Origin of the sequence: Ensifer sp. Root423 (assembly GCF_001426275.1) — a bacterium.
In the GTDB taxonomy this organism is placed as follows: Bacteria; Pseudomonadota; Alphaproteobacteria; order Rhizobiales; family Rhizobiaceae; genus Ensifer; species Ensifer adhaerens.
The window spans coordinates 39,235-65,911 of the sequence record NZ_LMEG01000023.1; the positions used below are offsets into that span (position 1 = coordinate 39,235).

Sequence of the window (26,677 nt, forward strand, 5' to 3'; positions counted from 1 at the left end):
GCGCGTGACATGAGCGTGACACACGTTGTATGTGAAAACCACATCCTTAAGATGAAGCGTCAGGTTGACCGAACAACCTCTTCCACATGCTGGTAGAATTGAATTTCCAGCCTTGCGTTGCAACCGTCCGTTGGGTTGGCGTGTGTCGCAGTGCGTCCAGTAAATGTCGCGCGTCGATGCCCTTCTGGTCGACATATTCGCTCGCGAGCAGCGCGGTGAGACGGGCGGGGTTCGTCCCCGCCGGCAGTGCAACGCGCGCGACGATGCCCGCCCAGTTGCGCTCCTTGTAGAACATGGCGGACGCCGTCGCGCCCATCAATGCGATGAGCGCTGGGGCAAGGGCTTGGGTCTGCGAGAGGCGCTTGAGCGTCGCATCGACGTTGACCAGCGGGAGTGTCAGCGGCAGATAGCCGAGTTCGGCCGGGCCGTGGATCAGCGCAACATCGGCGTCGTCCACGCGGGCTCCTTCGGCGTATTGCCGGTAGATCTCGCCAATGCCGACCATGCCGAAGGGCGCGCATTCCGCCGCGCGCAGCGCGCCCATGCTGGCCGCGCCGAAGACCTGCACGCCCAGCGACAGCGCATAAAGGATTTCCTTGTGCCAGACGGGCGCAGCATTTTCGAAGTTGCCGTCGATAAGCCCGATCGCGGTTGCACCGCCCTCAACTTCGCGCAGGACGTCGCCCTGAACGGCAGGCGGGAGGATTAGGACGCTCTTGTCCGCCGCGTTTCGTGCGTCCGGCAGCGTCGGGCCAACAAAGACAACGTTCATCCGGCCTCCAGAGCACGGGCGAGCGCGCGTTCTCCGAAGCGACGCTTGCGCAGGCCGTCGGGATTTTCGAGGGCCGGAACGATGACCTTGACCACCGAGAAAGGTGCAACGCCTTCCATCAGCGGAACGACGACAACCGTCCGGACGCCAGCCACTTCAAGCCGCCGCAGTACGTAATCGAGCTGCGCCTGAGGCCCGGCCGGGACATCGGGGGCCGCCACGCTTGTCCGGAGCGGCACGGCGGCAAACAGGCCTCGCGTTTCCTCGGGAAGGTCGCGGGTGAAGGTTTCCGGGAACACATCGTCGCGGGCGCCGCTGATATAGGTAAGCCGCGACTGGGCGGCCTCGGTCACGGCACGGATGGCGGCGCGCCGCGCCACGGGGTGGGCACCGTGGCCGATCGTGACGTCGTGATAACGCGGCTGCCTGGCCGAGAGAATGCCCGCTTCGGCGAGGGTTGCGGCATAGCAGGGGATGCCGATGTCGCTGGTCATGTCGAACAGGCGCAACTCCAGACCTGAAGAGGCGATCCGTTCCGTAAGGGCATCGAGGACAGGATCCTCCAAACTTCCCGGATCGATGCAGCCTCGGTGCTTGCCGTTCAGCGGCAGCATTCGCCACAGCGTTTCGGCGTCGCGCTCGATGCGCTCGAGCAAGCCGTGCAGGGTCGCCTCGGTCTCGGTGTTGCCCGAGGCCAGGCCATCGGAGGACTGCCAGTAACGACAATCGACGATCGTCCGGTCGAGGATTGTCGCTTCGCGCGGGACCCAGGTGGTTGCGCCGTCAAAGAGGTCGAAGCCACGGAGCCAGTCGATCGTTTCGTCGTTCTGAAGGTCCGCTTGCCCCGCCGAGATGAGCCCCGGCAGATGCAGCGTTCGATCGCCCGTTTCGGAAAGAGCCCGGCTGGTGGCCGTTCTTGTCGCGGCCGACGGCGCGCAGGCCACTGCCCGCTCGATCGCCTCCATGGCCGCCGAAACCTTGGCGTCAACGTCGGTGATGCCTTTTCCCTGGTTGATGACGATCGATCGGGCGTTGGGCGACACGGCGCTCCACACGGGAATGCCGAGCCGGTCGAGGCCGGTCAGCCGCGCGAGCCGGGTGACGCCGAGCGCCGGCAGGAATGCCTCGATCCGCCGGAACGTTTCTTCTGGCGGGCAGGCGCGATCGCTGTAGGAAAGCGGCTCGGCCGCCGGACGGCTGGAATGCTCGTCCGACGGCCGGCCAGTTTCAGCGGCTTGTGCCACGCGTGGACTAGCCGTCCATGAACCCGCCGGAAACGGAGCCGGACGAGGCCGCAACCACGGCGAGATTGACGCCCTTGTGCACCATTGCCCCGCTGTTGTTACGCAGGTCGTTGGCCGCAGCCAGCGGCCCCTGCGTCGGCGTTGCGATCTGCGAGACCGTGCCCGCATCCAGATCCGCAACCCAAAGCCGGTTGTCACCCGCCAAACCGATCACCACTACTTTTGCCATTTTCCCCTCCTGGCCGTTGCTGATGTGAGAAATTAGAAGCCCGCCTTGCGCAGGCCCTCGCAATAATGAACGCGCTGCCATTCTTCCCTAAAGGGAACGATGGTCATCCACTTGTCGAGATCAAAGTCCGGATGCACGTCGAAAGTCTTACGGACGAACTGGCGCGCTTTTTTCCGGTTGCCGAGCATGCCCCAACTTGCCGCCGACAGCCGGTCGGCAGGGGTCGGATCGCGCATGCGCTCGATATAGGCGATCGCCTGCTCATACTGGCCAAGCGAGTAGCTGGCGCCGGCCGCGGTCCAGAAATATTCGTCCGGCGCAATCGGGTTGAGATCGATTGCTGCCTGGATCTTGCGCAGGCCACCCTCGGGGCGCGAAGCTTGCACCAGCGTGTCGGCGTAGCTCGCAATCACGTTGGCGTGCTGAGGGCTCAGCGCCTCCGCCTTGTCATGGTATTCCATGCTCTCGTCGAACTGTCTCAAGTAGAGCTTGACGACGCCAAGCTCGCGATAGCCCGTTGCCAGCGTGTCGTCGGCCACCACCGCATCGCGCGCATGCCGTTCCGCAAGCGCCAGCAGCTCTGCGTCGCCGCGGGCTGTCAGCAGCCACTCGAAAAAATAGCTGCGGGCGAGCCCGCTCATCGCCGGCGCAAAGCCGGAGTTCTCATAGAGCGACTGGCGGAAACTCTTGCGCGCGCGCCGCAGCTCCGGAAGGTTGAGCTGCTTGAGATAGCGCTGCCCGAGGAGGAAGCTGCGGTACGAGCCGACATTGGTCTCGTAGGTCTGGCGATGGGTCTCGTTGCGCTCCACCTGGTTGGCGATCGCCAGCGCGATCTGGCGGGCGATTTCCCGCCGTGAGGCCATCAGCCCGTCGCCATCGAGATTGAAACGGTCGGCCCAGATCACTTCGTCATTGGCAAAGAAGATCAGTTGCGTGAAGAGCGTCAGCCGGCTGCCTTCGTCGGTCAGGCGCGTGTCGAGAATGTAGCTGATGGCGTGCTTCTGGTAGGTGCTGGCCTTGTCTGCCTGCAGGCTGATCTGTGCGGCCGTGTAGGGCGCGATCACCGAAACCGAGCGAAGCGCGCAAAGCCCGATCGTCACGTCCTCGATCAATGCGCTTGCAAATTGTGTTGCCGGACTGTCGTTCGCGCCGTTGTTCGGCGGCAGAAGCACGACGCGCGGCGGGCGCGAGTCGGCTGCCGGCTCCGACGTCGGCGCGATTATCGTCGAGACCGATCGCAATTCCGGCCTGTTGATCGCGATCGCGCCGCCGCCATTCGAGACAGCCCGTGCCTCCAGATGGTTGCCCTCAAGCTGAAACGCCTGGGTCAGGATCTTGCGCACGTCCTCGTCGAGCGGGTTGCGCTCGAGCAGCCGGGTCGCTGCCGCCTTGACCAGCTTGCGATGATTGTTCGTCGCCTCCGCTGCCGCAAGAAGCAGGCTTTCGCGCAGCAGCGCCATATGCTCGCCACGCTGCCGCTCGATCCAGCCATGCAGCGCCTGGCCCTGGGACTTCAAGTCCTTGAGGAAGTCTTCCTGGAAGGTTTCGACGGCCCACTGGAGACGGGAAAGTGGATCGCCCGCCTCACGCCCGATGGTATCGAGGTCGCTCTTGAGCCGGCTGGCGTCGAAGCGCACGGCCGACGGCGAGAAACTCAGGAAGTGACAGCCGAGTTCTTCCTGGCGCGCGCTGATGCGGGAGACCGTCTTGCGCAGATTGACGAAGGCCTGGCTCGGGACGATCTCGTCCCAAAGGAGCTTGGCGACATCGTTTCTTGACTGCTCGCTGTGGCCGCCGACGATCAGATGACACAGGATCAGCAGACCCTTTTCGGGAAACGCTACCTCACGCCCGCCGTTATCGACGAGCCGCAAGCGCCCGAGGGTCTGCAGTCTGAATGTCATCCGGTCATTCCTGTCGGGCGCGGGTGCTTAGCCGTGCAGGTCCTGAGCGTGGCTCGTGCTTGAGCGGGCGGTCTCGGTCTCCGGCGTCTGGGCAACGGCGGCGACCAGCGAGATGATCTTCTTGCGCAGCACCGGGTCCGTGATCTTCAGGAAAGCGCGGTTGAGCGCGATGCCTTCCTTCGACGAAACGAAGGACGAGATTTCGCTCGGCTCGCGCGTTGTGTCGCCGTTGCGTGCGCCGGCAGGGTCTTCACCCTCCTGGAAGAAGAAGCTCGGGTGCACGCCGAGGATATCGGCGATCGCCTGCAGACGGCTCGCGCCGATGCGGTTGGTGCCTTTTTCGTACTTCTGTACCTGCTGGAATGTGATCCCGAGACCGTCGGCCAGCTTCTCCTGGCTCAGTCCGGCCATCAACCGACGCATCCTGACGCGGGAACCGACAAAGACATCGATCTGGCTGGGGGCTTTCGTGTTCACTTGTATTTCCTCCGCACGTAGGAGTGGTCAAATCATACATATGAGTTTGCTTGAATAAATGACTCTATGCAATCACTACGGGCTAAAACACAAAGATTTGCGACGCTTTAATGATTTTACCCGGGGAGACGGGATAGCGACCGTCGCGATCGGGACAGAAGCGGGCAACCTGAAGGACCGGGGAGGGGTGGTGAAACGACATGCGCCCCTGCGGCGCTCCGAATCGTTCCGGTATCCGGCGTTTGCTGCGGCACGCTCCGCTCCGTTGCGTCTAACTTCTCGGCGACCCGTTACGGTCGCCGTTACTGTTACGTACTTGCGCTTTGGCGATGGGCAAAGATGTCTATGGCTCAACCAGTTCCGGTGCCAGCTTCGGCTTCAGTCGTTGCGGGCGCGGGTCGGCCGCCCGGGATCTCGGAGAACCGTAATGCGCAGACTGACACTCGCCTTCACCCTCCTCGCGATTGCCGCGGTTCCGGCGCGGGCCGGGCCGGCAACGACGAGCGCCTCAGTCAATTTCCGGGAAGGACCGGGAACCGCCTCCAACAGTCTGGGGACGATCGCCGAGGGAACCGAGGTCGATGTCAAGGAATGCGACGATGCGGGCACCTGGTGCGCGGTAAGCTTCAATGGCCAGAACGGCTTCGTGAGCGGCAAGTACCTGAACGATGCCGATCCCAAGGGGCTCGGTTGGCCGCGCGCCTACAAGACCGATAGTGGCGCGACCATCACGCTCTATCAGCCGCACATCAACGCCTGGAAGGATTTCACCGAACTCGATGCGCTGATCGCCGCCGAATACAAGCAGTCCGACGACGCCAAGCCGATCTTCGGCGTGGTTGGCGTTACTGGCAAGACCGATGCCGACAGCGCCTCCGGCCAGGTCGTCGTTTCTGATATCAAGATGACCGAGATCAACTTCTCCGTCCTCGACCGGAAGGAACTGGCGGATCTGACGCTCGAGGTCGGCAAGCTGATGCCGGTCGGGACGATCACCATTTCGGAGGACAAGCTGACGGCGAGCCTCGCCGACTACCAGCGGCTCGGCAATGTCGAGGGGTTGAAGGCCGACGCGCCGCCGATCTTTATCAGCAAGAAGCCGGCGATCCTGGTGCAGACCGACGGCAAGGCCGTGTTTGCCCCGGTCAAGGGCGTCGAGGGGCTCTCCTTCACGGTCAACACCAATTGGGATCTGTTCAAGGTCGAGGCTGACGCCACTTATTACCTGCGCAACGACAAGTCATGGCTGCAATCGAAGGATCTCGCCTCGGGATGGCAGTCCGCCTCGTCGCTTCCCGACATACTCAGCAAACTGCCGGACGACGACAACTGGAAGGATGCCAAGGCGGCGATCCCGCCGCAGGCGGACAAGGTGATCGTGCCCGACGTCATCTATTCGGACAAGCCGTCGGAACTGCTCGCCTTCGACGGTGAGCCGAAACTCGAACAGGTGCCGGGCACCGGTCTCAAGGTTGCGACCAACACCGAGAGCGACGCCTTTTACCGTGACGTTGACTCAAGCTGGTACATCCTCGTATCCGGTCGCTGGTTCGCGAGTACCGCGCTCGACGGCCCCTGGACCTTCGCGACGCCCAAGCTGCCGCAGGACTTCCAGAACATTCCGCAGGATGCCGCCTATTACACGGTGCGCGCGTCCGTTCCCGGTACCTCCGAAAACGCAGAGGCGCGGCTGAAGGCGAGCATTCCCGAAAAGGCGCGTGTCTCGCTCGATGGCTCCGTCACGGTGGACGTCGCCTATAGCGGCGACCCGAAGTTCGAAACGATCGACGGGACGTCCCTGACCTACGCGGTCAACACCAACGAGACCGTCATCAAGGTCGGCGACAAGTATTTCGTGCTCAAGGACGGGGTCTGGTTCGTCGGCGATGCACCGACCGGGCCGTTCGCTGTGGCAAAGGCGGTGCCGGACGAGATCTATACCATCCCGCCGTCGTCGCCGATCTACAATGCCACCTATGTGCGCATCTACGATACCGAGCCCGACGCGGTCTGGTTCGGCTATACGATGGGTTACCTGGGTGCCTATCTCGCCTGGGACACCTTCGTCTACGGCACCGGCTGGTACTATGACGACTATTGGGATTACGGCTGGGCCGGTGGCGGTTACTGGCCCTATTATCCACGCCCGGTAACCTATGGGGTCGGCGCCTTCTATAATCCGGCCATCGGTACGTTCGGCCGCTATGGATATGCCTACGGGCCCTATCGCGGCATTGCTGCCGGTGCGGCCTACAATCCGCGCACGGGCACCTACGTTCGCGGCGCGGCCGGCTACGGACCGAACGGAGACCGCGGCTTCGTCGCCGCCTACAATCCGCGCACCGGCAACGCGGCGATGGCCCGCGGCGGACATAACGTCTACGGAAGCTGGGGCACCGCGGCCGTCAAGCACGGGTCCGATTTTGCCCGCATCAGCGGCGGCTCGACCGCCAATGGCGCCGGCGTCAATTGGCGCACGTCGGACGGGAACCATGGCTTTGTCGCCGGCGGCAAGGGCGGCGACGTCTATGCCGGCCGTGACGGAAACGTGTATCGTCGTGACGACGGACAATGGCAAAAGCGTACGCCCGACGGTTGGCAGCCAGTCCAGAAGCCTTTGATCCAGGATAGGACCAAGGTGGGCGAGCAATTCTCCGCCAATCATCCGGATGCGGCGGCGAACCTCAACCAGCGGATCGACACGCGCCAGCAAGCCGGTCAAGGCGCGGACCGCGCTCGTGCCCCCGATCATCTGGCGATCGACAATATCGGACGTCAACTTGGCAACCAGCGCTCCTTCGAACGACAGTCTTTCGATCAGCGGCCGTTGAATTTCCCGAGCAGTGGCGGAGGCGGCTTTGACCGACCCGGTGGCTTTGGTGGCGGCGGCTTTGATGGCGGTGGTTTCCACGGTGGCGGCGGCTTCCACGGCGGTGGTGGCTTTGGTGGTGGCGGTGGATTTAGCGGAGGTGGCTTCCATGGAGGCGGTGGGTTCCATGGCGGTGGTGGATTCCGTCGCCGTTGACCGCGACGCTCTTGACGTTGGCGCAACAGCCCGGTGGTATGTTAGCCTTTGTAATGATTGAGAGTCGTGCCGGTCGGGGGACGGGCATGTTCGTCGGGGGTGCTGAGAATGGGCTGTGTCGGGTCGTCGGGTCGCTTGCTTGTGGGGCCGGTCTTCGGTCTCGTGGCTTTTCTTTCCGTTGTTTTTGGGCTGGTTTCGCCAGGGCTGGCGCAGGAAGCCGCGCCGGCGGCTCCGCCCGCAAAGGTCCAGCAGCTGATCCAGCTTCTCGATGATCCGGAAGTGAAACAGTGGCTGTCGACGAAACAGGCCCCGCCCGCCACTGCGGCCGAAGCTCCGGCCGGAACGCCCGCAACCGGTGTCGTGGCGCGTTGGACCGCCGAAATCAGGCGTCATCTGACCGGCATCGGCAACGCCGTGCCGCGTGTCCTTCCGGAAATGCAGGCGGCGCGCCAGCGCCTTTCCGGCGACATGGAGAGCCATGGCGCCGCTCCCATCCTCAAAGGGTTTTTCCTGATCCTGGCGATCGGCTACGGCGCCGAATATCTCCTGCGCTGGCTGCTCGGACGCAGCCTGAAGGGGGCGGTGCTGACGGGGCCGGCCCGCACCATGCTCACACGGCTTCTGCCGCTTATCGTTTTTGCGGCTGCCAGCATGTCGGTGCTGGCGATCGCCGACTGGCCGACGCGGCTGGAAACGACGATCGCGCCGCTGCTCGGCGCCTGGATCGGAGCACGCCTTTTGATGATCATCGCCTCGGCGGTCCTGACGGGGGGACCGGTCAACGAGGGGAATGCGGACGGGCGAGGCGGTTACCTCTCGCTCACGCCCGATGAGGCCAGCTTCTGGCACCGGCATGCCCTATGGCTGATCGGTGGCGGGGCGCTCGTCTGGGGTGTCGGCGACGCGATGAGCGCGTTGTCGATTTCCGCGGACGTGCGCAATCTCATCACCGCGCTTCTTGGGCTCGTGGTCCTCGCGCTCGGGATCCTCACAGTCGTGCGGCGTCCGGTGGGGGCCGTCGTCGGTTCGCGCCGTATCGTCGGCAACGTGTTCCTGGTTGCCTTCCTGATCGTGCTTTGGCTGCTTTGGGTCGCCGGCATGGACGTGCTGTTCTGGATCGGCCTTTACGTGATCGGCTTGCCGCCGCTGCTGCGTTTCACGAGCGCCTTTACCAAGACGATGCTGGATAGCTCGGCAGAGGACGATCCGCGCGTGGTGCGCAACATCTTCATCGAGCGCGGGGCACGGCTGCTGGTCATCGCGCTTGCCGCCGGCTGGCTGGCGCTCGTCTTCAAGGTCAGCGCCACGTCGATGATGCAGGACGACGCCTTCAATCGGGTGTTCCGCGGCGTCCTGGCGGGTATCGTCATCCTGCTGGCTGCAGATCTGGTCTGGCAGCTCGTCAAGGGTTTCATCAACCTGCGCGTCAAGCAGGCCAATCACGCGACCGAAGACCCGGCCGAGCGCGCCCGCAACACCCGCCTGATGACGTTGCTGCCGATCCTGCGTAACTTTCTGGCAGCCTTCATCGCGATCGTGGCCGTGCTGATGGTGCTCTCCGGCCTTGGGGTGGAAATCGGCCCGCTGATTGCCGGCGCCGGTGTCTTCGGCGTGGCGATTGGCTTCGGCTCGCAGACGCTGGTCAAGGACGTCATCAGCGGCATCTTCTACATGATGGACGATGCCTTCCGCATCGGCGAATACATCCAGAGCGGCAGCTACAAGGGCACGGTCGAATCCTTCAGCATTCGCTCGGTCAAGCTCCGGCATCATCGCGGTCCCGTGTTCACGGTGCCTTTCGGCTCGCTCGGCGCGGTGCAGAACATGAGCCGCGACTGGGTGATCGACAAGTTCCTGATCAACGTTTCCTTCGATGCCGACGTCGCCAAGGTGAAGAAACTGGTGAAGGGCATCGGCGCCAAGCTGCTCGAAGATCCGGATATCGGGCCGCTGATCCTGGAAACGGTCAAGATGAAGGGTGTCGAGAACTTTGGCGACTACGGCATGACCTTGAGTTTCGCCATGAAGACGAAGCCGGGGGCACAGACCCAGGTCCGGCGCCGGGCGCAGGTGATGATCAAGGAATCCTTCAAGGAAAACGGCATCAACTTCGCCTCGCCGACCGTGCAGGTGGCGGGCGACGAGCAGCAGCAATCCGTCGCCGCGGCCGCCGCGACCCGCGACGCCATCGCCAAGAAGAATGCGGCCGCCGCGCTTGGCGAAGGCGGTCCGCCGCAGGAATAGCATTTCGGCAACAGGGTTCTCGGGCTGGGGGCTGACATGAAACGCGTTCTCTTGGGGCTGCTGCTTCTCGTGTTCTTCACGGGAAGCGGCGCCTTGGCACAGTCGAATGAGCAATTCCTTCGCTCGATGTTCGTCCCCCACAAGGACGACTTCGACGGAATGGAAAAGCGGCGCGTGATCCGCATCATCGTGCCTTTCAGCAAGACCATCTATTTCCTCGATCGCGGCCAGCAATTGGGCACGGCCGTCGACTTCGGAACGGCGCTCGAACACGAACTCAACAAGGGGAGGAAGAAGCAGATCGACAAGATCCGCGTCGGGTTCCTGCCGATGCCGCGGGCGCGTCTGCTCTCGGCGCTCGAAGAAGGGCTTGGCGATATCGTCATGGCCAATCTGACGATAACCGAGACGCGGCTTGCAAAGGTCGATTTCACCGCGCCGCTGTTCGACGAAGCCAAGGAGGTGCTGGTCACCGGCCCTTCGGCGCCGGCGATCACAAGCGTCGACGATTTGAGCGGGCAGGAACTGCATGTGCGCCGATCGAGCAGCTATTACGAGCACCTGGCGGCGCTCAGCGCCGGCTTCGAAAAGGCCGGTCGCGCGCCGATCACGCTGAAGGACATGGATGAGAACCTCGAGGACGAAGACGTCCTGGAGATGATCAATGCCGGCCTGCTGCCCTGGACGGTCGTCGACAAATACAAGGCGGACATCTGGGTGAAGGTGTTCACCGACCTCAAGGTGCGCGACGACATCGTCGTTTCCGACCACGGGGAGATCGCCTGGGCGATCCGCAAGGACAGCCCCAAGCTTAAAGGTGTGCTCGACGACTTCGTCAAGACCCACAAGGTCGGGACGACCTTCGGCAACATCCTGAGGAGCACCTATTACAAGGGCGACAAGATGCTGAAGCGCGCCTATGCGCCAGCCGATGTCGAACGTTTCAAGCAACTCGTGGAAATCTTCCGCACGCACGGGAAGACCTATTCCTTCGACCACCTGATGCTGATGGCGCAGGGCTACCAGGAATCGCAGCTCGATCAGTCCCGCCGCAGCCACAGGGGCGCGGTCGGCATCATGCAGTTGCTGCCATCGACCGCTGCGGACAAGGCCGTCAACATTCGCGGCATCGATAAGGACGAGAACCTCAACGTCGAAGCGGGCTCGAAATATCTGCGCTACCTTGTCGATACCTACATCGACGACCCGGCCGTCACGCCGAAAAACCAGATGCTGTTTGCCTTCGCGGCCTACAATGCCGGACCGGGAAACCTGCGCAAGTTCAGGGCCAAGGCCAAGGATATGGGGCTCGACCCGAACCTCTGGTTCGGCAATGTCGAGAATGCGGCGGCGGCGATCGTCGGGCGCGAGACGGTGCAATACGTCAGCAATATCTACAAATACTATGTCGCCTATAGCCTGCTCTCGGAGCATGATACGGAAACCACGGTCGAGAAGGCCGGCAGCACAGGGGTGGCTGCAACGCCTTAGCGAACGCGGCGGCGCGATCTGGCCGCGCTGGAAGAAGAGAAACGAAACAAGGAGTGGCAGGCACGGAGCGGTCCACGGACGGCGATGGGGCTGCCAGGTGATCATGGTGAAAAACATCCGCAGCCTTGGCGGGCTGTTTGGTCTGCTTGCTCTGTCCGCGGTGACGCTTGCGGGCTGCACGACGCCGGACCTGGAGCCGATCCCCGGCAGCATCACCTATGGCGGGCAGCCGCGCACGAAGCTGACGAAGGCGCCCGTCGGCAGCATCGTCCCGCACCGCTTCACGAGCGGCAACAGCTTCGTTCAGGAAACCTATGTCATCGAGCCGGACCGTTCGCTGAAACTGATCCGCCGGGACTACTACGATTTGCCGATCGACCGATGAACCGCTGGCGGTCGGGCCTGGTATCCCCTTGGCTGCAGACGGCGGCGCGGACGCATGCTTTCCTCTCCCGCGATCCCACCGGAAAGCGGCAAGCTCCCGGCGCGGTCGGTTGACAGGCCGCCGCGGAGAAACGATAGCTCGCTGCGGATGAAGATCGCCTTTTACGCACCGCTGAAATCCCCAGACCATCCCGTTCCTTCGGGTGATCGCCTGATGGCGCGCATGCTGGTTGCAGCACTCCGTGCGGGAGGGCACGAGGTCGCGGTCGTCTCGGACCTGCGCAGCTTCATGGCGGCCGCGTCGGACGTAGATTTTCGTGAACTGGAGCAAGCGGCGGCAGGCGAGATCAGTCGCCTCCGGCAGGGGTGGATGCGCGACGGCGCCCCCGATCTGTGGTTCTGCTACCATCCCTACTACAAGGCGCCGGACCTGCTCGGTCCTTCGCTTGCCGCCGAATTCACCATCCCCTACGTGACGGCAGAGGCCTCCTACTCGGCGCGGCGAAACGAGGGCGTGCGCGCGATCGCCCAACGCCACGTGCTCCAGGCCATCGAGCAGGCGGCAGTCAACATCTGCCTGACGCGCCGGGACCGGGATGGCCTGCTGGAGGCCGCGCCCGACTGCCGCCACGCGATGCTTGCACCCTTTATCGATGCGGCCCCTTTCGTGCCGGGCGGCGGAAGCACGGATGACCTCTGCCGCATGGTCGCTGTCGCCATGATGCGCAGCGGCGACAAGCTGGACAGCTACCGCATGCTGGCGCAATCGCTGACACACATCGCCGATAGCCGCTGGACCCTGACGATCGTTGGCGACGGACCGTGCCGCGACGAGGTGCAACACGCCCTCTCGGCCTTGCCGTCCGACCGGCTGGACTGGCTCGGCGAAAGGAGCGCTGCCGATCTGCCGGCTATTCTTGCCGGCAGCGACCTCTACGTTTGGCCGGGCTGCGGCGAGGCCTATGGGCTTGCCTATCTCGAAGCTCAGGCGGCGGGCCTGCCAGTCGTTGCGCAGAATACCGCCGGCGTGCCGGAAGTGGTCAGGGACGGCGAGACAGGGATCCTTACGCCCGACGGCGATGCCACCGCCTTTGCGGCGGCGATGCGCGCGCTGATAGAGGATCCGGTCCTTCGGCGGAGATTGGGTACGGCTGCCGGACGGTTCGTCCACGACGAACGTTCCTTCCCTGCCGCGGCGCGGCGGCTGCGCACGATATTTGACGAGCATCTGGAGGCGACGGCATGAGACGACCCCATTGGCAGCAGCTTGCCGTCGCGCTCGACCGCGTGGCCGCGTCCGGTCGACAGGTTGATTTCTGGCTGCGGGACGACGACGCCGCCGAGCCGACGGCAGCACTCGACCGCCTGTTGTCGCTGGTTGACAAGCACCTGGTTCCGGTGGTCATCGCCGTGCCGCCCGCGCTGACGGGCGAGGCGCTTGCGCGCCGCCTCGATGGACATGCCGGCGTCAGCGTCGCGGTGCACGGCTGGGCGCACCGCAACCATGCTCCGCCCGAGGAAAAGAAACAGGAACTCGGCGCGCACCGGCCACGCTCAACGGTTCTCGATGAACTCACGGAGGGTTGCGCGCGTCTCCAGGCGCTGTTTCCGCGCAGCTTCGTGCCGATGCTGGTGCCGCCGTGGAACCGGATCGACGGCGCGCTTCTGGATGACCTGCCCGGGGTCGGTTTTGCGGCGCTGTCGGTCTTCGGTCCGGAAAAACCCTCGCTCTTCAAGCTCGTCAACACCCATGCCGATGTGATGGATTGGCAGGGAACACGCGGCTGCCGCGAGCACGCGTCGATTGTAGCAGACATCATCGCCAGGCTAAGGCAGATCTGCGGTGACGATGAAAAGAGGCGGGATCAGGCCGGGCGAACCATCGGAGTGCTCACCCATCATCTGGTTCACGACGCCGGCGTTTGGTCCTTCATGGAGGAGCTCTTCACGCTTACGGCCGCGCATCCGGCCTGTCGCTGGCGGACCGGAGCCGATCTCATAGCTTAATGATCCTTTCGCTGGCGGAAGCGTAGTTTGGCCAGCTGCCGCGACAAACAGTAGGGACGCTTGCCGCCATGTCAGGGAGGCGCGGCCGTCGGATGCGACGGCCCATGTTTCGCTAGAACACCACCTCAGCCGCTACCGGGTACGACAGTGTCGTCATCGTTGTCCGGCAGCAACCCTGAGCCGGGGGTCTTGGTCTTGTCGGTCAGTCGATCCTTTGCATGAGGACCTGCGGTTGGAAGATGCTGCCCACCCGAGGGATCCTTGCCGGTTTCCTCGATCGCCTGCTGGGCCTTCTTGTCCTTGCTCATGCGGTACTCCTTCTTTGGAAAGAAGGAATCCACGAGGCGTGAAATAGTTCCGGCCCGAATTTCGGGTAAAGGACATCCCGACGCGATTTCAGATGCTCAATCGAGCTCGACGATCTGTCCGTCGCGGGCGGCAAAGGCGCCGGGGAATGTCGCCTGGACATCGCGTTCCATGGCGGCCAACGCCTCATCGGTGCGCGACGGATCGTGGTGGAACATGGCGAGCTGCTTGACGCCGGCGGCCATCGCCAGTCGTGCGCCATGCATGCCGGTCGAGTGTCCGTAACCCTGAAAATGCTCCATCTCGCTTTCGAGATAGGTGCAGTCGTAGACGAACAGGTCGGCCCCGGCGATCAGTTCGAGCACGCCGGGATCGAGGACGCCCGGCTCGTGCTCGGTATCGTAGACGAGAGCGACGGCGCGGCCGTTCCATTCGATCCGATAGCCGACGCAGCCACCGGGATGGTTGAGGCTCGTCGTGCGGATGGTGACGCCGGCACGCGGGGTCAGCACGTCACCGGGTTTGAAGTCCATGCCGTCGAGGCTCGCTTGACAGATGTCGGGATCGACCGGGAACCATGGTGGGCGCATGAAATCGCGGATCATCTCCCGCGTGGTCATGGTGCCGTGCAGATGGCCAGACCAGAAGCGCACCGAATTGCGACATTTGTAGATGGGTTTGAAATAGGGAAGACCGATAATGTGGTCGTAGTGGCTGTGAGTGAAGAACAGATCGAACTCTTCGACGCCTTCGTCGATCAGCGCATAGCCAGCCTCGCGCAGGCCAGAGCCGGCATCGAACAGCAATACGTCCTTGCCGCATCGAATTTCGATGCAGGATGTATTTCCCCCATAGGCGACGTATTGTTGGCCGGAGACCGGCAAACTTCCTCTTACGCCCCAGAACCGCACTCGAAAGTTGTCGTCACGCATTCAGTTTCGGCTTCACTACGCACGCTTGGACCATTTTGATCCTTGTGTGACTGTTAAACAAGCACAGATGGCCACACCCCTGCAATGCCATGGGTTATTATTTGGAAACTAACCATCGCGTCGCCAAGTCCCCCTCCGGCCAAATCCGCTCCTCGCCTATCTTCTAGGCTGCAGAAACGGACTGAGGTGTCTCCTTGGTAACAGCCAATGAAACTTTTTGTTGCGCTCCCGCGTGAATTATCTGACGAACGTTAAGGGCGAGCGAAGATCGAGGCGCTGATGGTTGAGGCAATGGAAGGCCGATTTTACGATAGCGTGCCGTTGTTCGACGCCTTCGAAGGCGTCGCGGACGAAGCGAATTACCGGCCGTTGCCGGACGGCTGGCTGCTGGCCGTGGCCGATATCGTCAACTCGACCGGTGCGATTGCCGACGGCCGCTACAAGACGGTCAACATGGCCGGCGCCAGCGTCATATCCGCCCTGATGAACGTGCTCGAAGAAAAGACGATGCCCTTCGTATTCGGGGGGGATGGCGCCTTGGCGGCGCTGCCGGCATCAATGGCCGACAGGGCCCGCGACGCGCTGGCCGCGGTGAAGACCTGGGTGGCGGAGGAACTTGACCTTGAGTTGCGGACCGCGCTCGTTCCGGTCAGTGACATCCGCCAGCACGGGCTCGACATGCGCGTCGCCCGCTTCAAGGCCAGCGACGAGGTTTCCTACGCGATGTTTGCAGGCGGCGGCGCAAGCTGGGCCGAGGCGGCGATGAAGGCCGGGCGCTATCACGTCGCGGCGGCGCCTGCCGGCAGCCGGCCGGACCTGACCGGCCTTTCCTGTCGCTGGAACCCGATCGAGTCCCGCCACGGCACGATTGCCTCGATCATCGCGGTGCCGGGCGCGAAGGGCAACGGACCGGAATTCCAGGCGCTGATCGCCGACATCGTCGCGCTTGCCGACGAGGAAGGTCGCGGCGGTCACCCCGTTCCCGAGCTTGGTCCGACCGCGCGGTTCTCCTTCCAGGGGATCGACACCGAGACGCGCGCGGCCGCTCCGCGAGGGCGACGTTTCCTGAAGCGTTGCGTTATCACCGTGCAGACGCTGGCACTTTTCGTCTGCCTTCGGATGGGCTGGAACCTTGGGCCCTTCGATACGAACCGATACCGCCGCGACCTTGCCGACAACACCGACTTCCGTAAATTCGACGACGGCCTGAAAATGACGATCGATATCAGTGCCCCGTGCCTCGAACGGATCGAGGCGCGGCTGCAGCGGGCAGAGGCAGAGGGCGTCGGACACTATGGCCTGCACCGGCAGGATTCGGCGCTGATGACCTGCATCGTGCCGACGCCGATGACCCGCGACCACATACACTTCGTCGACGGCGCCTCTGGAGGCTATGCGGTGGCGGCGAGCAATCTCAAGGCCGCGCTGGCGCGCAACAAGGCTACTCAACCCTTTGCGGGTGGCGCCGGCTAGCTGTTGTGGCCACAGGGATGCGCACGACCGTTGCGCTATGCCTTGATAATGTGGCTGCCCGTCAGGCCGTTTCGATGGAAGACGTTGCGGGTATCGACGACGAGCGGCGCCCACTTGGCGAGGGCTGCGTAGTCCACCTGGTCGTGGTCGGTGGCGATCAGCACGGCGTCGAACGCCGCCACCGTGGGCTCGTCGAGCGTCACTGAACTCCGGCCCTTCAGAGCGGCATATTCGCGCGTCGGCGGGATCTCGGTAACGTAGGGGTCGTGATAGGCGGTGTGGCCGCCGCGCTCCTCGATCAGTTCGATCAGGCGCAACGATGGGCTCTCGCGAATATCGGGAACGTTCTTCTTGTAGGCGAGGCCGATGACGAGAACGGTGGAGCGGCTGAGCGCCTTGCCGGCGTGCCGGTCCAGCGCCTCGGCCAGTCGGCTGACGACGTGGCGCGGCATGGCCGAGTTGATCTCGCCGGCAAGCTCGATGAAACGCGTCGGCAGTTCGTATTCGCGCGACTTCCAGGTGAGGTAAAAAGGGTCGATCGGAATACAGTGGCCGCCGAGGCCGGGGCCGGGATAGAACGGCATATAGCCGAACGGCTTGGTTTTGGCGGCCTCGATCACTTCCCAGACGTCGATGCCCATCGCCTCGTAGACAATCTTCAATTCGTTGACGAGCGCGATGTTGACCGAGCGGAAGATGTTTTCGGTGAGTTTCACGGCTTCCGCCGTGGCGTTGGACGAGACCGGAACGACCGTCTTGACCACGGAAGCGTAGAACGCCTCCATCAGCTTTGCCGCCTCGGGGCCGTCGCCGGCGACGACCTTCGGAATGCTCACGGTCTCATAGACCGGGTTGCCCGGGTCTTCGCGCTCGGGTGAAAAGCCGACGAAAAATTCGGCGCCGGACTTGAACCCGGTTTCCTCGAGGATGCTGCGCACGATGCCATCGGTCGTACCGGGGTAGGTGGTCGATTCCAGGACGATGAGCTGCGCGGGACGCAGGGTTGCGGCGATCGCGCGCGACGTCTTTTCGACAAAGGAAAGGTCCGGGTCGCGATATTTGGTCAGGGGCGTCGGCACGCAGATGATGATGACGTCGCAGCCGGACAGTTCGAGGAAATCCGTCGTGGAACGGAAACGGCCAGCACCGCTCTCCCGGGCAAGGACAGCGTCCGAGACCGCCCCGATGTAGGACTTGCCCGCATCGAGCGCGACGATCTTGCCGGGATCGATGTCGAAACCGATGACGGAATAGCCCGCGCGCGCTGCCGCAATCGCCAATGGCAGGCCGACATAGCCGAGCCCGATGACGCCGGCCTTGGCGCTCCGGGCGGAGATGGACGACAGCAGGCTTTCGAAATGAGGTGAGGTCAAGTTTCGGTTCCGGATCTCGTGGACAGACAGGCGCGGCGCGCGAACATGTCGTGGTTTGTTGGAGAGAAACAAGCCCCAAGTCAAGCGAGGCCCGGCACCAGGGCCGCTGGCAGGCCGTTGAGCCGGCTATCAAATCTTCATGCTGCAACAGGTCGGAAAAATCTTCGTTCGCCTCTGGAAATTGGCGGCGCGCGTGAATATCTCCAACATATAAGTGCCGCATTCCGGGTGCCTGCACGTCATCGACGCCGGAATCGGTTGGAGCATTTTCTTAACGGGCACGGCTCATCATCATCCACCGCGAACATGAACCGGCAAATTGCCGGGGCGTTCGCCGTCTCCGGATGCTGACGCGGGACGGTCTGTCATGCGAGGACGCGAAATGGGCCCGACGAACGACAACGTATCCGAAATCCTCATCGACAAGGTCGCCGACTGGCTGATGCGCACATCGCTGAGCGACGCGCCGCTGGAGACGATCGTCAAAGGCTTCTGCGAGCGGCTGGCGGCCGCCGGCTTGCCGCTGATGCGCGTCCATCTTTCCTTCTCGATGCTGCACCCGCTTTACGATGCTCTGGGCTTCACCTGGGTGCGCGGCAAGGGCGTGGAGGTCAGCGGCCTTCGGCACGAGGAACTGGCGCTTAATCCCGAGCGGTTCCTGCAGAGCCCCTACTATTACCTGCTCAACAACAATCTCGAGCATGTCCGCCGGCGCATCTACCAGGATACCCCGTCCGAATTTCCGATCTTCGACGATCTGAAGGAGCAGGGTGCGACGGACTATCTCGCCTTCATGCAGTCTCTCGGCGCCGATTCCGGCCACGGCATGGTCGGATCCTGGACGACCGATCGGCACGGCGGCTTCACGGACGATGTCATTGGCGCGCTTTTGAAGCTGCAATACCATCTGGCAGTCGCCGCGAAGATGGCGGTGCTCGGTAAACTCGCCGACAACATGCTGACCACCTATCTCGGCTCCAGCGCTGGCCGGCGTGTGATGAGCGGCCAGGTTCGCCGCGGCGACGGCGAGACCGTGCGCGCCGTCCTCGTCATGGGCGACATGCGCCGCTCGACGATGCTGGCAGAAAAGGAAGGGCGTCAGTCCTATATCGAGACCCTGAACACCTATTTCGATGCGATCGCAGCCCCCTTCAATCGCAACGGTGGCCATATTCTGAGCTTCGTCGGTGACGGCTTCATCGCCGTCTATCCCTGTGGGCGCCACAAGGAGCCCTCGGAATTTGCCGCCCGCGAGGCCTTTGCCGCCGTGCGCGCGGCAACCGCACGCATGGACATGCTGAACGGCGAGCGGCGCAAGCAGGCACGCGATCCGATCGGCTACGGCATCGGTCTGCATGTAGGCAACGTGATGTTCGGCAATGTGGGCCTGCGCGACCGGCTGACGTTCTCGGCCTTCGGCTCGGCCGTCAACGAAGTCCAGAGGTTGCAGAACCTGACCAAGAAATACGCCCACAGCGTCGTCGCGAGCGAAGCCTTCGTCAATTATTGCGGCGGCGACTGGACGGCCCTCGGCCAGGAAAAGCTCCGCGGCGTGCGGCAGAAATTCACGATCCTCTACCCCAACGACGCTGCCTTGCTCGCAAGGGCCGATGAACGCTTCGACGACGTGTTGCAGGATGGACTTTCCGAGGCGGAGCATGTCATGCTGCTTCATCGCAATACGCGTCCGCTCCAGCCGCCGCGCGGCCTTATCGACAAGATGCTTCAATAGGGGGAAGAATGTTTCGCACCGTCCTTTTCGTCGCTTCCATCGTCATGGCCGGGAGCGCGATGGCGCAGCCATGGGAAACCAAGCTTTCCGACGACTTCGAGGGGCGGGATTTTGCGCCTGAGGGCGGGCTCTACTATCGCGAGAACTTCGAGCAGACCGCCGGCACGGTGGAGTTTCAGAACGAGGTCAAGCATAACGGTAATGGCGCGCTCAAGCTGAGCGTCGTTCCGACCTGTCCCGATTCGCTCGACGGTTGCAGCGAGCGGGCAGAGATCTGGGAAAAGACGGCGCTGCGCGTGCCATACGACCAGGGCGTCTGGTATGGTTTCGCGGTCAAGTTTGCCGACCCGATCCCGAATGAGGACCATCGTTATCTGATCGCCCAGTGGAAGCGCGAGATCGATCCGGGTGCCGAGGGCGATTTCAGCCCGTTCCTTGCCTTGAGGCTCGAGGCCGGCAAACTTTTCGCCACTGTGGAAACGAACTATATCGCGCCGCTCTGGGCCGGTCCTGAGGGGAAGCCGGCGAGCTGCAAACCGGGCGAGATCCCCGTATGGGGGCGGCCGGGCGTCAACCAGATGCGCATGCTGGTCGCCGCAGACAGCAACTGGGAGCTGATCGACGGCAGTCTCTTCAATGCATGCACCGATGCGATCAAGGTGACGAACCACGGCAATCCGTTGCCCGACCCGAAGTCCGGCTGGATCGATTTCGCGATCTACACGCTGCCGGGAGCCAATGGCACGGGTCGCATCGAACTCTTCGCCAACGACAAGCCGATCATCACGGTGACGGGCCATATCGGTCACGACGACAAGGGGCTCGGCAAGAACCAGTACTTCAAGTTCGGCCCCTACCGGGCGGCCGATAAAACCGACTGGACACTGTTTTACGACGACTTCCGACGCTCGGCCAATTGCGCCGACGTGTTGAAGGGCGGTGCCTGCCCTTCGTTCTAACCATCTGAAGATGCAGGTGGGTATAGCCTCGTCTGCAACCGGGTGTGCTGGACAGCCCTTGGAAGCTGCGCTAGTCTTTTTTTAGAGGCGGCGGATAAAAAGCAATGAGGGAAGCGTGCTGCTATGACATCTGGGGCGGACCTGCTTCGAGTTGAAGGTCTGCGGATCACATTCTCGGTGCTCGGCGGCGAAGTTCAAGCCGTCAATAACGCGAATTTCAGAATTTTGCCCGGCAAGGTGACGGCGCTCGTCGGCGAGTCCGGATCGGGGAAATCCGCAATCAGCCAGGCGGTGATGGGCATCTTGCCCAACGTCGCCAAGGTTGGTGGCAAAATTTTGTTCAACGACCCGACGACGGCTGCAAAGCCGATCGACCTGCTCTCGCTGGAGCGGGAAGGGGAGGAGATCCGCAGCCTGCGCGGCACGCGCATCAGCAAGATCTTCCAGGAGCCGATGACATCGCTGTCGCCGCTCCACACGATCGGAAACCAGATTTCCGAAGTGCTGAAGATCCACACCGACGCGGAAAAGGCGGAACGTCGGGCGCGAACGGAAGAGCTGCTCGGCTATGTGGGCTTTGCCAATCCGAAGCGCGCCTACGACATGTATCCGTTCGAGCTTTCCGGCGGCATGCGGCAACGCGCGATGATTGCCATGGCATTGATCTGCCGGCCGGCGCTGTTGATCGCCGACGAGCCGACGACAGCGCTCGACGTGACCGTTCAGGCGCAGATCCTGAAACTCCTGCGCGAGCTTCAGGTCAAGCTCAACATGGCCATGCTGCTGATCACCCATGACCTTGGCGTCGTCGCCAACATGGCCGACGAGGTTGTGGTGATCTATCACGGCCAGATCGTCGAGGCGGGTCCGGTCGAGGCGATCTTCCGCAACCCGCAGCATCCCTATCTCAAGGGCCTGATGGCCGCGGTTCCGCATTTCGACATGAAGCCCGGCGAGCGGCTGAAGGCACTGCGCGAAGTGCCGGTCAAGGCCGGAACGCTGCTCGGGACCTCGGCCGCCGACCGGCGCACCGGTCCCGACGTGCTTTTGTCCGTCCGCAATGTCTCGAAGACCTATGGAACGCGCAAATCGTCCTGGTTCGGCAGTGGCGAAGATACGCTGCATCGCGCCGTCGACGATGTCAGCTTCGATATCCGCCGTGGCGAGTGCCTCGGCCTCGTCGGGGAAAGCGGCTGCGGCAAGACCACCGTCAGCAAGATCCTGATGCGGGCCGTCACGCCCGACCAGGGCTCGGTGATCTTCGACAATGGCGAGGGGCCGGTCGATGTGCTGAAAGTGCAGGGCGACGACCTTAAGGCCATGCGGTCCAAGATCCAGATGGTCTTCCAGGATCCGGTCTCCTCGCTCTCGCCGCGCATGACGGTCAAGAACATCCTCAGCGAGCCGCTCGAGATCCACGGGCGCGGAACGGGCAAATCGCGCGAAGAAACGGTGCGTTCGCTGCTGCAGGCCGTCGGTCTCGACCAGCGCTTCATTAATCGGTACCCGCACAGCTTCTCCGGTGGTCAACGCCAGCGCATCGGGATCGCGCGGGCTCTCGCGCTGGTGCCGGAGCTGCTGATCTGCGACGAGCCGGTTTCCGCGCTCGACGTCTCCGTCCAGGCGCAGATCCTCAACCTGCTGAAGGACCTGCAGAAGGAACTGGGACTGACCTGCCTGTTCATCTCGCACAATCTGGCTGTCGTCGACTATATGGCCGACCGCATCGCCGTGATGTGCGCCGGGCGTATCGTCGAGCTGGCGCCGCGCGAGGTGCTGATGCGCAATCCTGTTCATCCCTATACCAAGTCGCTGCTGGCGGCGGTTCCTTATCCGGATCTCGACCGGCCGCTGGATTTCGAACTGCTGAAGGACAGCGAAGGTTCGGACATGCGGCGCTGGGGACCGCAGTTCCGGGACGATGATGCCGGCGACGCGCTGATCCCCGCGGATCTCGGTGGTGACCACATCGTGCTGGCGCGCCGATCCGTGGATGCAAGGGAGTTGCGGCCATGATCACCCGCCGAACTGTACTGGCATTGCTTGCGACCGTGGCTCTGCCGACGCGGCTCTTTGCAGCTGCAGGCGAGCCCGCATTCTGGGAAAAGCAGATTGCCGACGGCAAGCTGCCGCCGCTTGCCGAGCGCCTGCCGAAGACGCCGCGTGTCATCAACGTCGCGGCCATGGGGCGCCAGCCCGGCAAGTACGGCGGCGAGGTGCGGATGCTGATCGGCAGCGCCAAGGACATCCGCCTGATGACGATCTACGGCTATGCCCGTCTGGTCGGCTTCGACGAAGCGCTGAAGATCGAAGCGGACGTTCTCGAAAGCTTCGAAACGGTCGAGGACCGCATCTTCACCTTCCACATCCGTGAAGGCCACAAGTGGTCCGACGGCACGCCGCTGACGTCGGAGGATTTCCGCTATTGCTGGGACGACGTTCTCAATAACGAGAAGCTGAGCCCGGCCGGGCTGCCGACGGCGCTGGTCATGGATGGCGAGGCCGCCAAGTTCGAGATCATCGACGAACGCACGGTGCGCTATTCCTGGTCGACACCCAATCCTGACTTCCTGCAGAAGCTCGCCGGCGCCCAGCCGATGGTGGTGGTGATGCCGTCGACCTACCTGAAACAGTTCCATGAGAAATATCAGGAAGAAGACAAGCTCAAGGCCCTGATGAAGGAGGAGCGGGTCAAGAAATGGAGCCAGCTGCACATGCGCATGGCCCGTTCCTACCGCCCGGAAAACCCGGACCTGCCGACGCTGGACCCCTGGCGCAACACGACGCCGCTTCCGGCCGAACAATTCGTCTTCGAGCGCAATCCCTACTATCATCGCGTCGACGAGAACGGCCTGCAGTTACCCTATATCGACAAGTTCGTGCTCAGCGTCAGCTCGTCTGCGCTAATCCCGGCCAAGACCGGCACCGGCGAAAGCGACCTGCAGGCGACCGGTATCGACTTCGTCGACTACACCTTCCTCAAGGATTCCGAGAAGCGCTATCCGGCGAAAGTGCTGCTGTGGAAGAAGACGCAGGGCTCGCGCCTGGCGCTGCTTCCCAACCTCAACTGCTCGGATGCGGTCTGGCGGGCACTGCTGCAGGATGTGCGCGTTCGCCGCGCCCTGTCGCTTGCCATCGACCGCACCGAAATCAACAAGGCGGTGTTCTACGGGCTGACGAAGGAGAGCGCCGACACGGTGCTGCCCGAGAGCCCGCTCTTCCGGCCCGAGTTCGCCAATGCCTGGGTCGCCCACGATCCGGAACAGGCCAATGCGCTGCTCGACGAAGCGGGCCTGACCAAGAAGGACAGCGACGGCATCCGCATTCTCTCCGACGGCCGCGCGGCGCAGATCGTCGTGGAAACGGCCGGGGAAAGCACACTCGAGACGGACGTGCTGCAGCTCATCACCGACTACTGGCAGAAGGTCGGGATATCGCTCTTCATCCGGACCTCGCAACGCGACACGTTCCGCAGCCGCGCCGTCGGTGGCGAGATCATCATGTCGATGTGGTTCGGCATAGACAACGGCGTGCCGACGGCCAGCATGAACCCCGGCCAGCTTGCGCCGACCGCGGACGACCAGCTGCAATGGCCGGTCTGGGGGCTGAATTATCTTTCCCACGGCGAAATGGGCCAGGCCCCGGACCTTCCGGCAGCCGTGGAACTGACGGAACTGCTGAAGCGCTGGCGGCATTCGGCCGAAGACGCCGAGCGGACGGAGATTTGGAGCCGGATGCTCTCGATCTACACCGACCAGGTGTTCTCGATCGGCATCGTCAACGCCTCGCTCCAGCCGATCCTCGTGGCAAAGAAGCTGAGGAACGTGCCCGACACTGCGCTCTACGGCTTCGACCCCACGTGCTATTTCGGTGTCTACAAACCCGACACCTTCTGGATCGAACAGGAAGCCTGACATGCTGCGATATATTCTCTGGCGTATCGCGGCGATGGCTCCGACCCTCCTCATCATTTCCGCTCTTGTCTTCACCATCATCGAACTGCCGCCAGGAGATTACTTCGAGAGCTATGTCGCCGAGATCAAGGCGCAGGGCGAAGGCGTCGACATGGAGCAGATCGAGGCGCTCAGGAAGGAGTACGGCTTCGATCAGCCGCCGGTCCTGCGCTACGTCTATTGGCTCGGCGGCATGCTGCAGGGCGATTTCGGCTATTCGTTCGAGTACGAGCTTCCGGTGAGCGCCGTCGTCGGCGACCGCCTGTGGCTGACGATCCTCGTTTCCTTCGTCACCATCATCTTCACCTGGTTGATCGCTTTCCCGATCGGCATCTACTCGGCGACCCATCAGTACAGCTGGGGCGACTATGGCCTGTCGCTGATGGGCCTGATCGGCATCGCCATCCCCAACTTCATGCTGGCGCTGATCCTGATGTATTTCGCCAATATCTGGTTCGGGATTTCGATCGGCCATTTGATGGACCAGAAGTATCTCGCTGAACCTATGAGTTGGGAAAAGGCGAAATCGATCCTCGAACACATCTGGATACCGGTCATCATCGTTGGCGCGGCGGGAACCGCCGGCATGATCCGGCGCCTGAGGGCCAACCTGCTTGACGAGCTGCAGAAGCAGTATGTGGTGACGGCACGCGCCAAGGGCCTTTCGCCGATGCGCACGCTGGTGAAATATCCGCTGCGCATGGCGCTGAACTTCTTCATCTCGGATATAGGTTCGATCCTGCCGGCGATCATCTCCGGCGCGGAAATCACCGCGATCGTGCTTTCGCTCGAGACCACCGGCCCGATGTTGATCAAGGCGTTGCAGAGCCAGGACATGTATCTTGCCGGGTCTTTCTTGATGTTCCTGGCCTTCCTGACGGTGATCGGCGTGTTGATCTCCGACATCGCGCTCGCCATTCTTGATCCTCGAATTCGGCTGCAAGGCAGGAGCACCAAGTGACGTCATTTCTTCCGGCGCCCGGCGAGCCCATGCCGCACTACGTATCTACGGCTCCGTTCGACCCCTATTCCGTCGAGGCGATGACGGACGAGCAGGTGCGCGTCAACCAGGCTTCGCAGCTGCGGCTGATGTGGTGGAAATTCCGCCGTCACAAGCTGGCGCTTGCGTCCGGCGTTTTTCTCGTCGTGCTCTACCTGATGATCGTCGTCTGCGAGTTTCTGGCGCCCTATAACCTGCATACCCGGAATATGGACTATATCTATGCGCCGCCGCAGGCGGTGCATCTCTTCCATGAGGGCAAGTTCGTCGGTCCCTTCGTCTACGGCCGCACGATGACGCTGGACATGGATACGCTGAAGCGCAACTACGCCGACGATACCAACGATGTGCAGCCGCTTCGCTTCTTCTGCCGCGGCGACGGCTATCGCTTCTGGGGGCTGTTTGAAAGCAACGTGCATTTCGTCTGCCCGGCAACGGGCGGCGAGGCCTTCTTCCTCGGAACGGACCGCCTCGGGCGCGACGTGCTGTCGCGCATCATCTATGGCGCGCGGATTTCGCTGACGATCGGCCTTCTCGGCATTACCGTCAGCTTCGTGCTGGGCATCGTCATCGGCGGCCTTGCCGGCTACCACGGCGGCGTCTTCGACCTCATCGTCCAGCGTGTCATCGAGGTGCTGCAATCGATCCCGAGTATCCCGCTCTGGCTGTCGCTGGCGGCGATCATGCCGGCGACCTGGAGTCCGATCTTCATCTATCTGGCGATCACGATCATCCTCGGCCTGCTCGATTGGACCGGGCTTGCGCGCGCTGTCCGCTCGAAGCTGCTGGCCTTGCGCGAAGAAGACTATGTGCTTGCGGCCCAGCTTATGGGTGCAAGGAGCAGCCGCATCATCGGCCGGCACCTCGTGCCCGGTTTCATGTCGCATCTGATCGCCACCGCGACCATCTCTATTCCCGGCATGATCCTCGGGGAAACGGCGCTCAGCTTCCTTGGCCTCGGTCTCAGGCCGCCGATCACCAGCTGGGGCATTCTGCTGACGGAGGCGAAAAGCGTCAGCGTCATTGCCTTCTATCCCTGGCTCCTATTTCCCACAATTCCGGTCATTCTTGTGATTTTGGCGTTCAACTTCTTGGGAGATGGGTTGCGTGACGCGGCGGATCCCTACAAATGAAGCCCGGTTTGACGCAGCCATACGGCCCGCGTGAAACGG

At 62.9% G+C, this 26,677-nt stretch carries 21 protein-coding genes; 13 read left to right on the forward strand and 8 right to left on the reverse strand.

What is annotated here, in order from left to right; genetic code table 11:
• Positions 1 to 46: 46 nt before the first annotated feature.
• The 5 genes from ASD01_RS19675 to ASD01_RS19695 are packed head-to-tail and all read right to left on the reverse strand — an operon-like array spanning position 47 to position 4,626.
• A complete protein-coding gene (locus ASD01_RS19675) occupies positions 47 to 772 on the reverse strand; it encodes a TfuA-like protein (RefSeq protein ID WP_060521792.1) in 726 nt (241 codons plus the stop codon).
• Entirely contained in the window at positions 769 to 2,016 is a 1,248-nt protein-coding gene (locus tag ASD01_RS19680) for a YcaO-like family protein (RefSeq protein ID WP_082566552.1), read from the reverse strand. The genes ASD01_RS19675 and ASD01_RS19680 overlap by 4 nt, the downstream gene beginning before the upstream one ends.
• A gap of 7 nt (positions 2,017 to 2,023) precedes the next feature.
• Positions 2,024 to 2,245: a hypothetical protein gene (locus ASD01_RS19685; RefSeq protein WP_034799164.1), complete on the reverse strand. Its 222-nt coding sequence runs from the start codon at positions 2,243 to 2,245 to the stop codon at positions 2,024 to 2,026.
• A 32-nt stretch (positions 2,246 to 2,277) separates the two neighbouring features.
• Positions 2,278 to 4,149 carry a hypothetical protein gene (locus tag ASD01_RS19690; RefSeq protein WP_060521791.1) on the reverse strand — a complete coding sequence of 624 codons (1,872 nt, stop codon included), beginning with the start codon at positions 4,147 to 4,149 and terminating at the stop codon, positions 2,278 to 2,280.
• A gap of 27 nt (positions 4,150 to 4,176) precedes the next feature.
• Complete coding sequence (locus ASD01_RS19695; RefSeq protein ID WP_060521790.1) at positions 4,177 to 4,626, reverse strand: helix-turn-helix domain-containing protein; 450 nt, start codon at positions 4,624 to 4,626, stop codon at positions 4,177 to 4,179.
• Between the two features lie 427 nt (positions 4,627 to 5,053).
• On the opposite strand from ASD01_RS19695, the gene ASD01_RS19700 reads away from it, so the two are divergent.
• The 6 genes from ASD01_RS19700 (at position 5,054) to ASD01_RS19725 (ending at position 13,777) form a co-directional block, all read left to right on the forward strand.
• The gene (locus ASD01_RS19700; protein ID WP_060644292.1) at positions 5,054 to 7,651 is read left to right on the forward strand and encodes an SH3 domain-containing protein; all 2,598 of its coding nucleotides are present in this window, start codon (positions 5,054 to 5,056) and stop codon (positions 7,649 to 7,651) included.
• 108 nt (positions 7,652 to 7,759) lie between these two features.
• Positions 7,760 to 9,895: a mechanosensitive ion channel family protein gene (locus ASD01_RS19705; protein ID WP_082566551.1), complete on the forward strand. Its 2,136-nt coding sequence runs from the start codon at positions 7,760 to 7,762 to the stop codon at positions 9,893 to 9,895.
• A gap of 36 nt (positions 9,896 to 9,931) precedes the next feature.
• Entirely contained in the window at positions 9,932 to 11,386 is a 1,455-nt protein-coding gene (locus ASD01_RS19710) for an MltF family protein (RefSeq protein ID WP_060521787.1), read from the forward strand.
• 103 nt (positions 11,387 to 11,489) lie between these two features.
• The gene (locus ASD01_RS19715; protein ID WP_034799172.1) at positions 11,490 to 11,771 is read left to right on the forward strand and encodes a hypothetical protein; all 282 of its coding nucleotides are present in this window, start codon (positions 11,490 to 11,492) and stop codon (positions 11,769 to 11,771) included.
• A 147-nt stretch (positions 11,772 to 11,918) separates the two neighbouring features.
• A complete protein-coding gene (locus tag ASD01_RS19720; RefSeq protein ID WP_060644413.1) occupies positions 11,919 to 13,016 on the forward strand; it encodes a glycosyltransferase family 4 protein in 1,098 nt (365 codons plus the stop codon).
• Positions 13,013 to 13,777 (forward strand): polysaccharide deacetylase family protein, encoded by a 765-nt coding sequence (locus tag ASD01_RS19725; RefSeq protein ID WP_060644293.1) that lies wholly within the window; start codon positions 13,013 to 13,015, stop codon positions 13,775 to 13,777. Before ASD01_RS19720 ends, ASD01_RS19725 begins: the two co-directional genes overlap by 4 nt.
• Before the next feature lie 125 nt (positions 13,778 to 13,902).
• Here the strand turns inward: ASD01_RS19725 and ASD01_RS19730 are convergent, their stop codons facing one another.
• Together ASD01_RS19730 and ASD01_RS19735 are read right to left on the reverse strand one after the other, a co-directional pair.
• A complete protein-coding gene (locus ASD01_RS19730) occupies positions 13,903 to 14,085 on the reverse strand; it encodes a hypothetical protein (protein ID WP_034799175.1) in 183 nt (60 codons plus the stop codon).
• A 96-nt stretch (positions 14,086 to 14,181) separates the two neighbouring features.
• Positions 14,182 to 15,015 (reverse strand): MBL fold metallo-hydrolase, encoded by an 834-nt coding sequence (locus tag ASD01_RS19735; RefSeq protein WP_034799176.1) that lies wholly within the window; start codon positions 15,013 to 15,015, stop codon positions 14,182 to 14,184.
• Between the two features lie 279 nt (positions 15,016 to 15,294).
• On the opposite strand from ASD01_RS19735, the gene ASD01_RS19740 reads away from it, so the two are divergent.
• On the forward strand, positions 15,295 to 16,488 hold the full coding sequence (locus ASD01_RS19740; RefSeq protein WP_060586103.1) for a DUF3095 domain-containing protein: 1,194 nt from the start codon (positions 15,295 to 15,297) through the stop codon (positions 16,486 to 16,488).
• Between the two features lie 35 nt (positions 16,489 to 16,523).
• Here ASD01_RS19740 and ASD01_RS19745 read toward each other — a convergent pair whose 3' ends face one another.
• Complete coding sequence (locus tag ASD01_RS19745; protein WP_034799179.1) at positions 16,524 to 17,861, reverse strand: nucleotide sugar dehydrogenase; 1,338 nt, start codon at positions 17,859 to 17,861, stop codon at positions 16,524 to 16,526.
• A gap of 382 nt (positions 17,862 to 18,243) precedes the next feature.
• Here ASD01_RS19745 and ASD01_RS19750 point away from each other — a divergent pair, with 382 nt between their 5' ends.
• The 6 genes from ASD01_RS19750 to ASD01_RS19775 all read left to right on the forward strand — a co-directional run bounded on the left by ASD01_RS19750 (position 18,244) and on the right by ASD01_RS19775 (position 26,638).
• Complete coding sequence (locus ASD01_RS19750; RefSeq protein WP_060521782.1) at positions 18,244 to 19,593, forward strand: adenylate/guanylate cyclase domain-containing protein; 1,350 nt, start codon at positions 18,244 to 18,246, stop codon at positions 19,591 to 19,593.
• 8 nt (positions 19,594 to 19,601) lie between these two features.
• On the forward strand, positions 19,602 to 20,552 hold the full coding sequence (locus ASD01_RS19755) for a polysaccharide lyase (RefSeq protein ID WP_060521781.1): 951 nt from the start codon (positions 19,602 to 19,604) through the stop codon (positions 20,550 to 20,552).
• A gap of 123 nt (positions 20,553 to 20,675) precedes the next feature.
• Positions 20,676 to 22,568, forward strand: coding sequence for an ABC transporter ATP-binding protein (locus tag ASD01_RS19760; RefSeq protein WP_060644294.1), 1,893 nt, complete (start codon positions 20,676 to 20,678; stop codon positions 22,566 to 22,568).
• On the forward strand, positions 22,565 to 24,466 hold the full coding sequence (locus tag ASD01_RS19765; RefSeq protein ID WP_060530248.1) for an ABC transporter substrate-binding protein: 1,902 nt from the start codon (positions 22,565 to 22,567) through the stop codon (positions 24,464 to 24,466). Before ASD01_RS19760 ends, ASD01_RS19765 begins: the two co-directional genes overlap by 4 nt.
• 1 nt (position 24,467) lies before the next feature.
• On the forward strand, positions 24,468 to 25,466 hold the full coding sequence (locus ASD01_RS19770; RefSeq protein ID WP_034799190.1) for an ABC transporter permease: 999 nt from the start codon (positions 24,468 to 24,470) through the stop codon (positions 25,464 to 25,466).
• Positions 25,463 to 26,638 carry an ABC transporter permease gene (locus ASD01_RS19775; protein ID WP_090426408.1) on the forward strand — a complete coding sequence of 392 codons (1,176 nt, stop codon included), beginning with the start codon at positions 25,463 to 25,465 and terminating at the stop codon, positions 26,636 to 26,638. Before ASD01_RS19770 ends, ASD01_RS19775 begins: the two co-directional genes overlap by 4 nt.
• The last annotated feature ends 39 nt before the right edge of the window (positions 26,639 to 26,677 follow it).